Origin of the sequence: Microcystis sp. M109S1 (assembly GCF_020247025.1) — a bacterium.
Taxonomy (GTDB): Bacteria; Cyanobacteriota; Cyanobacteriia; order Cyanobacteriales; family Microcystaceae; genus Microcystis.
The window spans coordinates 1-12,757 of sequence record NZ_JADBRW010000343.1 but is presented as its reverse complement, the minus strand read 5'-3'; the positions used below and the strand labels follow the sequence as shown (position 1 = coordinate 12,757).

The 12,757-nt window shown below is 39.0% G+C and carries 9 protein-coding genes and 2 pseudogenes; 5 read left to right on the top strand and 6 right to left on the bottom strand.

What is annotated here, in order from left to right:
* Positions 1–33: 33 nt before the first annotated feature.
* The 4 genes and pseudogenes from IM322_RS17280 to tnpA all read right to left on the bottom strand — a co-directional run bounded on the left by IM322_RS17280 (position 34) and on the right by tnpA (position 5,197).
* Complete coding sequence (locus IM322_RS17280) at positions 34–1,584, bottom strand: glucosaminidase domain-containing protein (protein ID WP_287672194.1); 1,551 nt, start codon at positions 1,582–1,584, stop codon at positions 34–36.
* A gap of 68 nt (positions 1,585–1,652) precedes the next feature.
* Positions 1,653–2,405 carry an N-acetylmuramoyl-L-alanine amidase gene (locus IM322_RS17275; protein ID WP_287672193.1) on the bottom strand — a complete coding sequence of 251 codons (753 nt, stop codon included), beginning with the start codon at positions 2,403–2,405 and terminating at the stop codon, positions 1,653–1,655.
* A 385-nt stretch (positions 2,406–2,790) separates the two neighbouring features.
* Positions 2,791–4,137, bottom strand: coding sequence for a glycoside hydrolase family 10-like protein (locus IM322_RS17270; RefSeq protein WP_287672192.1), 1,347 nt, complete (start codon positions 4,135–4,137; stop codon positions 2,791–2,793).
* Positions 4,138–4,804: 667 nt separating this feature from the next.
* Positions 4,805–5,197: pseudogene (tnpA, locus tag IM322_RS17265) on the bottom strand (IS200/IS605 family transposase).
* A gap of 58 nt (positions 5,198–5,255) precedes the next feature.
* Between tnpA and IM322_RS17260 the strand changes: the two are divergent.
* From IM322_RS17260 to IM322_RS17245, 4 genes are all read left to right on the top strand, one after another.
* Complete coding sequence (locus tag IM322_RS17260; protein ID WP_287672191.1) at positions 5,256–6,578, top strand: RNA-guided endonuclease InsQ/TnpB family protein; 1,323 nt, start codon at positions 5,256–5,258, stop codon at positions 6,576–6,578.
* A gap of 120 nt (positions 6,579–6,698) precedes the next feature.
* On the top strand, positions 6,699–8,141 hold the full coding sequence (locus tag IM322_RS17255; RefSeq protein WP_287672189.1) for a sensor histidine kinase: 1,443 nt from the start codon (positions 6,699–6,701) through the stop codon (positions 8,139–8,141).
* Positions 8,142–8,230: 89 nt separating this feature from the next.
* A complete protein-coding gene (locus IM322_RS17250; RefSeq protein WP_287672187.1) occupies positions 8,231–9,328 on the top strand; it encodes a saccharopine dehydrogenase family protein in 1,098 nt (365 codons plus the stop codon).
* Between the two features lie 3 nt (positions 9,329–9,331).
* The gene (locus tag IM322_RS17245; RefSeq protein WP_287672186.1) at positions 9,332–11,014 is read left to right on the top strand and encodes a mechanosensitive ion channel family protein; all 1,683 of its coding nucleotides are present in this window, start codon (positions 9,332–9,334) and stop codon (positions 11,012–11,014) included.
* Here IM322_RS17245 and IM322_RS17240 read toward each other — a convergent pair.
* Positions 10,941–11,444, bottom strand: coding sequence for a hydrogenase maturation protease (locus tag IM322_RS17240; RefSeq protein ID WP_287672185.1), 504 nt, complete (start codon positions 11,442–11,444; stop codon positions 10,941–10,943). The genes IM322_RS17245 and IM322_RS17240 overlap by 74 nt on opposite strands.
* Before the next feature lie 244 nt (positions 11,445–11,688).
* Positions 11,689–12,330 (bottom strand): Uma2 family endonuclease, encoded by a 642-nt coding sequence (locus tag IM322_RS17235; protein WP_287672184.1) that lies wholly within the window; start codon positions 12,328–12,330, stop codon positions 11,689–11,691.
* A 254-nt stretch (positions 12,331–12,584) separates the two neighbouring features.
* Between IM322_RS17235 and IM322_RS17230 the strand changes: the two are divergent.
* Positions 12,585–12,757 (top strand): annotated as a pseudogene (locus tag IM322_RS17230) (Uma2 family endonuclease); the annotation flags it as partial.

Sequence of the window (12,757 nt, the reverse complement as noted above, 5' to 3'; positions counted from 1 at the left end):
TTATTCAATTATCTGGTTAGTCCATGAATTAAACTAAGCTCTCACGGGAGGGCGAATAGCAAAGTGAATGTGGTCATCATGACCAGTGGCAAAATTGCATAGTTTTTGTCCCAAAAAAGTTTCACCCATCAGGGTTGTGTCATTAAAAAACACTTGACTAACCAGTTTTTGCCGTCTCATGGCTTTAATCAGAGCGCGGGCTGCGGTTCGGTCAAAATTGTCACTTTCCCAAGTGATTCCGCCATGTTGTCCATCCGTGCGCGGAAGCCTTACATCACACATTAAACCCGTCTCATGGCCTGCGTGTTGCGGGGTGTCTCCCCCTGTGGGTTTACTAACATCATTAATAGAAAAAGCGGCCTTACTGGGATTAGAAACTCGGAATGTATTATGATAGTCAGCAGCAATTTCTAAGATGGCATCTGCTAACCAACTTGTTCCAAAATCATGATCATCATTGGTTTGATTTTTCTCATGATTAATTAAGCTAATAGAAGGATTACTATCGGGCATGGTTTGCCAACGAGGTGCATTGGCCGCTTCTAACCATTTCTGAGTGGTATTTCCCACATCTATTCGTCCATCTCCGCCTAGAGTTTCTCTCCCTGCAATAATCGATTGAAATAATTGAATAGCAAGAATGAAACCCGTATTCAAAGCTGCACTATTAGGATCACCGACAAAAGTATAGCCGAGGGAATGTAATCGCTGTTTAACCGCAATCTTATCGGCTGTTCGGTTGATTCCTCCTAATCCAACACTTCCCGTTAAATTCAGGGTAATTGCACCGGTTTCCTCGGGTAGAGAAGCCTTGATTTCGATTTCTACACTTTGATTATCAATGGCTATTTTAACAATGCGATCGCCTGCTTGTAAGAAGACAAATTCGGCTTCCCATTCTCCTCCTTCTTGTATTTCAATATCATCTAGGGGGAATTTATTATCAACTAAAACGGTCAATTTTTTGCCTTTGTCGGCAGCAGCGGCGGTTCCTTCAATCTGAAAACTTTGTCCCACTTCCACTTCCTTCGGAAAACTGGTTACTTGTAAGGTATTGGGGGGTGGTGGAATAACAATTCCGTTGGTTTTTGCTAGTAAAGTCCTCGCTTCGGGAACAAGTTTTAACACTTTGCTGATATAACTTATATCGGCAGCAAAGCCTTTACTTTGAATAAAACCGATAAAGTTTTCAGGAGTTTGAGTATTTTCTTCTAATCCTTTATAGGGTTCACGGGTTAAAAATTTCCAATAACCTCGCAGAAATTTGTCAATATCCGTGAATAAGCAAAAGTCCATCGCTTCCGATTCAGAAGGTACTTTAATCGATTTAGGAGTAGCAAAGGGAGTCATTTCCTTGCGCCATTTTAAACCAGCGAAGTTTTTCTGTTCCTCGGCTAGTTTACTGGTGGCTCTGGCGGACTCTAATAGCCATTGAGCGAGAGAAACTTCTTTTAAATGACTAAAATGATCGGGAGGAATGTCTGTGAGATTAACCGATCTTTGAGAAGTGTTGTCAACTTCTTGAAAAATAGTAGCTAAGTCAGTTCTAGCATATTGTTGAACTAAGTCATCTAGTAAGGCCATTACCATCTCCTGTTAGCGACCAAGAATAAATCATTTTTGATTGGGTAAGAATAGACCAAAATTTCCGTCTATTGCACTATTTTCGCAAACTCTTCAAACACAAAATGTTCGTCCCGATTGCCAAAACTTTTATCAGGCCATTTCACAAAAAAATGTCTTTCTTCCAAGCGCACATCCAACACGGCATAATCTCCCGGTTCAATCTCAACTAAGGTACTTGCCTCTAGTTCAGAGGATTGCTCTGTGGAGGGTTTAAGAACAGTTTTTTGAGTAATTCTTAGGGTAGCTGGTTCTGGTGTAGAGTTGTCATCAGCATCCCCAATTAAACCAACTTTAATCGCTTCTGCCATCTTTTCTGCATCAAAAAGAGCCATGTCTGCTTGGGAATCCACAAAGCAACATTCAATTAAAATTGCCGGCATTGAAGTATTTACCAACACAGAAAAACGGGTATTTTTTACTCCTCTATTTTTAAATCCTAGCTTGACAATTTCCGTCAAAACTGATTTAGCGATCGCTTGAGAAGTTTGACTAATACCATAAACCTCCGCTCCCACTGCCTTTTTGTTAAAGGCATTAAAGTGAATAGAAACAAAAATATCAACGTTATTACTATTGGCTTTATTGGCTCTTTTTCGCAAAGAATCATTAAGACTAACGGCACTGGTCGGGGTGCAGTTAATTACTGAATGACCCGCTGCCGCTAATTTAGCAATTAGGCGAGTACCCACCTCTTTAATAACAACATCTTCCTGTCTAACTCCCGATGCGCCAATGTCATGAGGTGGGCAATTATGACCCATATCAATCCCAAATTTCATCTGTATACCTCCAGTTTCTTCAATGTTTATTTATTGATCAATTCCTCTGGATATACTCTACCTCAATTAAACTAATAAAAATTATATTTTTACAAAAATTTACTATTGTTTTATGGCAATTTTTATAGAAAGTTCGGCAGCAAAAATGCTATTCTAAAGCTTAATTTAGAACAGCCATACAATCAATTATTTTTCTTAACTATTAACTTGACTCCTTGCAGCTTTTAGCGTATCAGAGACTAAAGCGGGCAAGCCATGAAATAGCTTAGTTCCTGTGGCAATAGCCAAGGCTGATAAAACTGCATTTCAAGGATCATTCAGCCAACTTTTCAGTTTTTGAAAGAGACCGTTGACTCATAACTTAGCTCCTTAATGAATAAATAAATTAGACAAATTGATCGGTAGCCAGAATTTGAGCCAATTTATTCTCCCTGTCATCCAGAGTTTCTGTGGTGGGAATATGGTCTAATAAACTGCTATAGAAAAAATAGGCAAAACCAGCAAAATCTCGCTCACGAGTCTCCTGAGTTTGTGCTTGAATTAATTGGAAATTTACCCGTCTATCGCTGGGTTTTAAACCAGTGAGAATACCGATGACGGTGGGAATATGTTCTCGCGCTGCTTTTACCTCTAATTTATCGATTTCGCCTTCAAAACTAGGCACATTTGGACGATAAACTTGTAAGGCCAGTTCTTCGATTAATCCCTCTTTTTCCCATGCTTGCCAATCAGCTAAAGCATGATCGATCGAAAATCCTAAAGGATTGGGAGAAATGGAGAGAATACAATCATCTTTTTCGGCTTTAATGGTTTTAAAAATCAATCGCACTAATTGAGTTAACTTCTCCTTACGCCAATCTTTAAATTTCGCTAATTGGGGATTGCTTAAGGGACTAACTGAACCAGTTTCCTCTTGAAAAAGTTTGATGGTAAAGGAGTCAAACCCCATACTAAAATCAAAATTTTTAGTACCATTAGGCAAGAGTTTTGCGTGATGAATAGCGAAGTGATCATCTAATTGAATACCATCAATTTCATAGTTTCTTACCACTTCACGAATGATACTAATCCAAAAATCTTTAACTTCAGGATGAGCAGGATTTAAGCGGCAATTCCCATCACCATCAACTGTATTTTCCTGTTGATGAGTAAGCATAAACCAATCTGGTTTTTGAGCAACTAAGGGAGCAGCCAGAGGAACCATTAAACCATATTCAAACCAAGCAATAATCCGAAAGTTATACTTTTCTGTCTGGTTAATCTCAATGATTTCTGCTAGTATATCTCTACCGACTAACTCTTTTTCAAGGTTGACTTTTTGGATTTTTTCTTCATTAGCAGTGAAGATATTATCAGCAATTTGTGATTCAAAAAACACATAGCCTTTATTCCAAACTACTAGATAAAGAGTATTAAAACCTAAATTTTTAAGTTTTTCCAACCCAGCTTTTAAGTTATCTTTAGACTTGAGAATATCACTGTCAACATTGGTGATCCAAACTCCTCGTATTTCTTCTACTTGTACATGATCATCAAAGAAAAATCCCGCTTTTCCCACTGAACCTTGTTCTTCGGCTAACTTGACAGAATAATGATTATTTTGGCGAAAATAGGATTTAATTGGTAATTTAGTTCCCGCTTGAATCAAGAACTTCTGATCACTATTAAGGGTTTCAGAAAAAGCTGTGGAAGACTTGAAAAACGTATCCTGAAGAATATGAATGTGCAGCATATTTTTTACTCTCTCTCAGACAAAGGATAAATGAACCTCAAATCCGCAGCAGCGACAGGTTCGGAAGACAGACAAAAGGCAGCAGAGACAGGGAATAACTCCACGTTCTCAAGCGTACTTAGTTCTGATTGATTCTCAGAATTTGCCCACGGCAAAATATAGTCAATAACCGAACCCAACTATTGCTGAACAGTTACCGCTACTCAACTGTTTACCTAGCTTGAAAGCAACACTTAAACAGGCAAACCAAGAGCCGATGGTTCCTCTCATTGACGTAATGTCAAGGCAAAAGGGTTTGGGATCAAAGATTGGTTGGTTAGGGAAATAATTGGGGAACAATTTAACTTGCTCTATGATAACTATAGATAAGCAAAAAATACTTAAATGTAACAAAAAAACACATAAGTGGGGAGATGTAATTAAATATCAGACTTATCGAGGTTGAATTAAGCTACTAAACCCACAACCAGCATAGGTAATCAACTGGACTAAGCTATATTACCAATCATTAAGCCGATTGACAGCCTTTCTCATCCAGATGAAGTGTAACCTATTTGTACCTCACCATTAAGATAACTGCTCTCAAAACCTAAAAATCGTGAGCGAGGGTTAGCCATCCGTTAAAACGGATGGTAGTCGAGCGAACAAGGGGATTTATCCCCCTGTATCATTTATTAGTTTGATTCTCGATGTATTTTTTAATAGTTTCCGTAGAGGCGTTACCAGCAGTTGAGCAGAAATAACTAGGAGTCCACAGAGGGGGTAACTTTAACAATTCTGGGAACTCTTTTCTTCAGTGATGAGATAGTCTCCCTTTAATTCTTTTAATTATTGTTGAAGGAGAATAGCTAGGATCAGACTCTAGGAATAGATGGATAGGATCTGGCCTGATTTCTAAGGCGATTAATCTCCAGTTATTTTCTTGGCACAGGTCAAAAATAATTGACGGCGCTCTCAACTTAATGTCTCCCTTTAATACTGTCTTTCTTCGTTTTGGACACCAGACAAAGTGATAGTTAAGCAGTGTTACCGAATGAGGATTTCTTCTATAATCTTCCATTGTACTCTTGACAATTAGTGTATTTTCAACTTATCCTCCATACAGGAGGTAAGTCAAAATGTACGGAGTTCAACAAGTTCTCATTCATGCAGACAGCGAGATAAGGGCTATCTTAGAGTTTATTTGCGAAGAAGCTAACAAGCTGGCTAACTGTGGTCTTTATTATTGCCGGCAGATGCTTTTTAAGGCGGGGCGATACGTCAAGAAATACCACCTGGATTCTCAAATGAAAAATCATCCACATTTTCGAGATCTGCGGTCATGTTGCGCTCAACAATTACTTCATGATGTAGCGGAATCTTTTTCTTCCTATAAAGGGCTTTTAAGTCTTGGGAATAAAGGGCAGTTACCTAACAAGCCTAAACCGCCTAAATATCGAAAAAAAGGAGGAATGGCGGTAGTAAGCTATCCATCACGGTATGTAAAGCAATCCGAAAAAGGCTTAAAGTTTTCCTTGGGAGAGCAGGTAAAAGCTTGGTTTGGGATTGATAGTTTTTATCTGCCAATGCCTTCTAATTTAAGATTTGAGGACATCAAAGAGTTTCGACTTGTTCCTAGAAATCTTAGTTTTTATCTTGAGTGCGTTTACGAGCAACCCGCTCAAGAGAAAGTCAAGCCTAATAATAAGGTTCTAGGAATAGACCACGGGCTAAATAATTGGTTAACCTGTGTTTCTAATACGGGCAAGTCTTTTGTTATTGACGGGAGAAAAGTTAAATCACAAAACCAATGGTATAACAAGCGAATTGCTCAAATTAAGACTGGTAAGCCACAAGGGTATTGGGATCAGGAATTGGCTATTTTAACCGAAAAGCGTCATCGTCAAATGAGAGATAACGTTAATAAAGCCGCCAGGTTTGTTATTAATTGGTGTCTTAACAATGACATTTCTACTATCGTCTTTGGATGGAATCAACGACAAAAAGATTCTATTGAGTTAGGGAAAAAAGTTAATCAGGAATTTGTTCAAGTTCCCACTGCCAAGCTGAAAGGACGTATTAAGCAATTGTGTGAACAGTACGGGATTAATTTGATCGAGACTGAGGAAAGCTACACCTCAAAGGCTTCTTTTTTAGATAATGATTTGCTACCTAAATTCGGTGAAAAACCCGAAGGGTGGCAGTCATCAGGTAAAAGAATTCAAAGAGGTTTGTTTAAAGCTTTTAATCGTCAGTTAATCAATGCTGATTGCAATGGTGCAGCCAATATTATCAAAAAAGTAGCCACACAGCTAGGGGTTTCTCTAGATAAGGTGGGTAGGGCATCTTTGACAGTGCCACAGCGATATAAGTTAGATAGGCTTTCTAAAATATATCGTAATCGAATAGAAGCGCAGTTTCAACCCGCTTCTATTCACCACAAAGAATCCCTGTTGTTTTAACGCAGGGAGATGTCAAGCGGATATCACTGCCAATAGAGTTCGGTTTTACCGTTATGGGATGAGCATTAACGGGGGTAATATTCTAGGTAAGGAATTTGTATCTAGTCAGTGATGAAGACGATGTTAGAGGGGTCTTTACCGAAATTAAGCGATATTTTCCCGCCGACTGACCATCAGGAACGGGAAACTTTCACCCCCAATGCTTTTTATCCTAATTTATCGGAATGGCTCAAGCGAGCGCAACTGAAAGCGGAAAGTGAATGGTTCGCAGCGATCGCCGCTTTAGAAAATATCTTATTACAAAACCAAAATAATGCTGCCGCCGGTCGGGGTTTAATTCTCTCCGGTCCGACAGCTTTAGTCAGAGAAAGTAAGGCTTTAACGGGTTTTGAATTCGGTGTTTTTACCGTTAAAGCTTTAAAACATTTACAATGGCCGGGTTTGCAATTGCCTTCTCAGGAAAAATCCGCCGCCGATATTTCCCCGACGGAGATCCATGAATTGCCGCTCTTGCCAACGGATCCGATTGCTAATGAAAGATTTTGTCTGGTTTTTAGCGAAAGTTTCTCTCTTTTGCTGGTTTTAGGCGAAGATGAGTGGGGTTTGTCCTCTTTTCAATTTTCCTTTGATCCCGTCCTCACTCAGCAAGCTTGGCAGCAGTTGCGGCAACGATTAGTTAATCTGCGTTATCCGCAAATCGGGACTTTAGAAGCAATTATCGAAGCTAATGGCAGTCCCTCGCCGGATTATCGTCTAGTTAGCCAATTTAGTCGCCAATTACTGCAAAATTTAGCCAACCAGCCTAATTTAGACCTGAAAAAAACGAAATCGCCTATCAATGCCGAAATCACTCCCCCAGAGGAAGATAATTCTCATTTAGAATCGGGTTGTGATTTGGAATTATTGCGCGCTTTAACCCACGAAATTCGCACCCCTTTAACCACCATTCGCACCATTACCCGATTATTACTAAAACGGGCAAAAATAACGGAAGATGTCCAGAAATATTTGGAAACAATTGATTTAGAATGTGGTGAACAAATTCAGCGCATGGAATTAATTTTCCGAGCCGCAGAATTGGGTATTAATCCTCTGGGAGATAAACCAATTCAATTAATTCCAATTGCTCTAGAAAAGGTCTTTCAAGATAGTATTCCCCGGTGGCAAAAACAGGCTAAACGGCGCAATGTCAATTTAGAAGTTAATGTACCGAAAAAATTGCCTTCGGTAATTAGCGACCCGAATTTATTGGATCAAATGTTAAATGGAGTCGTGGAAAAATGTACTCGCAGTATGGCTAGTGGTGGTCTGTTGCAAGTAGATATATCAATGGCAGGAAATCAATTAAAAATGCAGTTCCAAACTCAGGTAAAATCGCCTAATCCTACCCTCAAAGCTTTAGGAAAAGTCTTAATGTTTCAACCAGAAACTGGTAGCTTAAGTCTGAATATGAAGGTGACTAAAAACCTTTTTCAAGCTTTGGGAGGTAAATTTATTGTGCGTCAAAAACCCGAAGAAGGTGAGATTTTAACCATTTTCTTGCCCCTAGGACGCAGTAAATAAGTTGAGATTATTCTAAATTTTTCATCTTGAAAAATAGGCAAACTTGCCAAGAGAATGCTATACTAGGGCAAACATTATTGATAGTTGCCATGGAAAAAACTGTTTTAATTTTAGGTGGCACTGGTCGCATTGGTCAAAGTGTCGCCCTAGATATTATTAATCATACTGCAGCTAAAATTATTATCACCGGACGCAAGGAAAAAGCCATTAAATTACTGCCAAGAATGCAGTTTTTGGCTTTAGATTTAGAAGAAATAGACAAGCTTAGACAGGCAATTAAAAATAGTGATTTAGTCATTCATTGTGCTGGTCCCTTTCACTATCGCGATGGCAGGGTAGTAAAAATTTGCATCGAAGAAAAAGTCAATTATATTGATGTTAGTGATCATCGTTCTTTTTATCAAAAGTTAATCCCCTATCGAGAATTGGCAATAAAAGCGGGAATAACTGCCGTGGTTAATACGGGAATTTTTCCCGGTATTTCTAATAGTATAGTGCGAGAGGGAGTCGAACAGTTAGATAGGGTAGAAACGATCCGTTTAAATTATGCCGTAGCCGGTTCAGGAGGTGCGGGATTAACCGTAATGCGGACAACTTTTCTCGGCTTAAAAAAGCCTTTTTTAGCCTGGATTGAGGGACAATGGCAAGAGATTAAACCCTATACTGCTAGAGAAGTAATTGACTTTCCCGCTCCTTTAGGTAAAACTGGTGTTTATTGGTTTGATATGCCAGAAACCTATACTTTTGCTGAATCTTTTCAAGTGCAAAATGTGATCACAAAATTTGGTTCTATTCCCGATTTTTATAATCATTTAACTTGGATTACTGCCCATATTTTTCCCGATGCTTGGGTAGAAAGTTATCGAGGAATCGAGTTTTTTTCCCAAGTTAGTTATCGCATGACAGAAGTAACCGATAAATTTTCGGGAATTGGGGTAGCAATGTTAGCAAAAGTGGCCGGATGGCAAGGGCAGCAAAAAGCAGTTTATCAAGCAACTATGCTTCACGAGAATACTGCTCAAGCAGCGGGTTGGGGAACTGGCAGCGTGGCAGAATTAATCTTAGCGGCAAAACTCCAAAAAGCCGGGATTTATCCCGTGGAACAGGTGTTATCCACAGAACTATTCCATGCTACGATGAAAAAAAGAGGTATTAAACTCGATCGCTCCTGTGAAATTGTGGCTTAGAAGATGAAAAAAATCTGGCGTTACTTAGGGCTGTTTTGTTTAGTTTTGTTACTGACTTTATCCCCCATCTTCATGATAGCGGCCCAGAATAATCCTGCTAAACAAGGACAGGAAACACCCCTGGAAACTTTGGGAGAAGTTTTTCCCGTCATGCTTGATAATCAAGAACTTTTTACTATTCGGCAAGGAATAGGTTCTTTTTCAGCGCAAGAAAGAGCGAAATCGATTACAGCCAGAATTGAAAAAATTGCCGATGACGATGCCCTTTCTCCTGAAGATTTAACCATAAAAATCGATCCTGAAGACAAAAACCCTTCGATTATTTTGGGAGATACGGTTATTGCTACTATTACTTCTAAAGATGCCAAATTACACGCGGTAAGTCAAGAAGTATTGGCCGAACGAGCTTTAGCAAAGATTAAAGCGGCCATTGTCCGTTATCGTCAAGAACGTCAACCGGATAACCTCTTAAAAGATGCAGTTTTGACAGTAAGTGCTACCCTGTCCACGGTCTTAATTTTCTGGACGATGATTTTTATATCTTTGCGGGTTTTTCCCCAGATTCAGAGATTAATCACCTCCCTAGTTCCTGGGGTCGTATTCCAAAATTTTGAGATTATTAGTTCCCAGACAATAGGAATTTTTTCCCTAAGAGTTTTGCAATTTATCCGAACTCTAATTATTTTAACTATTCTCTATTTTTATTTAACTTTTGTCCTTCGGCTTTTTCCCTGGACTAGAAAATTTGGTGATGGTTTTTTGCAATACTTTTTCCGTGCTTTGGAAGTTTTTTCCCAAGAGATAGCAAAATATTTACCCAATATTTTTATTATACTGCTAATTATTTTTATAACTCACTATCTGTTGAGAGCAATTAAACCATTTTTCACGGCATTGTCAAGAGGAACTTTAGTAATTCATGGTTTCTATCCCGATTGGGCAAACCCAACCTATAATTTACTGTCACTGCTGATAATTGCCTTAGCTATAGTCATCGCTTTTCCCTATCTACCCGGATTTAATTCTCCTGCTTTTCAGGGGGTGTCGGTATTTTTAGGGGTGCTATTTTCCTTGGGTTCTACCTCTGCTATCGCTAACGTGGTGGGAGGAATTATCCTCATCTATACTCGCTCTTTTCAACTAGGAGATAAAATTTCTATTGGCGATGTTATTGGAGACGTGATTGAAAAAGGATTATTAGTCACCCGCATTCGCACACCAGCTAATAGAATTATCACGATTCCTAATTCATCGCTGTTAAACACCAATGTGATTAACTTTAGTGTCTCTCAAAGGGAATTCAAACAGCCTTTAATTTTGCAAACCACAGTCACTCTCGGTTATGATTTACCTTGGCGTAAGGTCCACACAACCCTGAAAGAAGCAGCCTTAGCAACCAAATTTATTGTCTCAGAACCTGCTCCTTTTGTCTTGCAAACCAGTCTCGATGATTTTTATGTCAGCTATCAGCTAAATGCCTACACCGACCATCCTAGCAAAATGGTGTATATTTATTCTGAATTACATCAAAATATTCAGGATAAATGTAACGAAGTCGGTATCGAAATTATGTCTCCTCACTACAAGGCTCTCCGGGATGGCAATCACAGCACTATTCCTGAAAATTATCTGCCGGAAGATTATCAAAGTCCTGCTTTTGGTATTCAGTCAAATCCTCAGAAGTAATAATTTTCCTAATAGCTTCGATCGCTTTTGTCAAGCCCTTTTGAGTTATTGTTGATAATTCTTCACCAAATTCACAATTAATAGCAGGAATAAATATTCCCAAGGCCCTGGGAGTTTGTTGATAAATTGCTTGAGTTAATGCTAATAAAGAAGCGGGACTTTCTGCATGACCTAAATTATTCCATTCGGTAACTGCTGCTAATTTTTCTATCTGAATATCAGTTTGATTAGATAATACCGCATCAACAAAAATAACTAGAGAAGCATCAGCTATATCGGCTGCTAATTCAGGAGTCAATTGATGGGTAGCGATGACTTGCACATTAGTCCAATTCTCCTCGGCAATAATTTCGGCTATTCTCACTCCCACTCCGTCATCATTTCTTAAAGTATTACCGTAACCGATGATCAGTATTTTAAAATTATTCATGGTTAAATAGAGGAGACAGGAGTGGGAAACTTGACAGTAAGTAACTTTTCCCTAATCAGCTTAATTTGGTTCGGGATTTACTTTGTTGCCATGAAAGACGCTGTAAGCGGGAAAAATTAGTTTAAATACTAAGTAGGTGGGTGGAATTAAATATAAGATGAACGTAGGTTGGGTTGAAGCATGAAACCCAACGCCCGCTCATGTTACGCTACCGCTAACCCATCCTACAAATAATTGTGCCTCCCTACTTATAAAAATCTTCGAGATGTTGTTTTAGTTGACGAATTGCCATACTACTATTGCGATTGTCGGCAATTTCTCCACAGAAAGAAACTAGATTTTGTAGGTTAAAGTTAGGAAAATATTGACTTTGATGGCGAGGGATATACTCTTGATTATCTAGCCAATAAATATAGAGATTTTTCTGACGATACAACCAAATTTCAGGCACTTGATAAGGCAGATAGTCATCCACATTCGAGTAACTGGTGACATCAATTTCTAATACTAAATCGGGAGGAGGATCATTTACCCAGTCAATTCTGGCTTTCCCTGCTATAGCCGGCCAATGGTCAATATAAAAACTATAATCTGGTTCAATACCACTTGTTTCTGGTAATTCCATGGTTACGGGAGTAAAAGCCTCGTACTCACGCCCCAGATAATCCAATAAGGTGATGATAATATTAGCAATTAAATGGGCATCACGTCCATGCTTGGGAAGTGGAGACATAAGCAAGACTTCTCCATTGTGATATTTGATTTTAGGCCGAGAATTGTCACCCCTTTGCCGAGACAAAGTTTGATAATCTAGCCAAGTGGCAGGTAATCTCACTAAGGACCCCGCCGGTAGCTCGATTTTATCTAGTGAAACTAAAGCAAACATGGTGCAAGGTTTAAGGTAAATAAGGAACTCAAGGATTTAGCATTTATCTTAATGATGAGGTACAAAGTTTTCCTTGTGGGGAGTCGGTGGTCGATACCAAATTAGGTTATACTTCATCTTGATCAGAAACGCTGTAAAATAAGTATAGGATATCTTCGATGCTCTCGATACACAGCTTAACCTAATCGATAAATTAACTGAGTCTGGTAAGAAAACTTAAGCCTTGATAGTAGTTTCTTGATGAGCCAAAAATTATGCTATCGACTAACACAGTTTCCTCTAATATTATTCCCCCTCTCGAAAATGGCGATAGATTAACTCGTCCTGAATTCGAGCGCCGTTATCAAGCAATGACACAGCTAAAAAAAGCTGAATTAATCGCAGGAGTTGTTTATATGGCAGCTGCGGTGAGAGCCAAAAACCACGG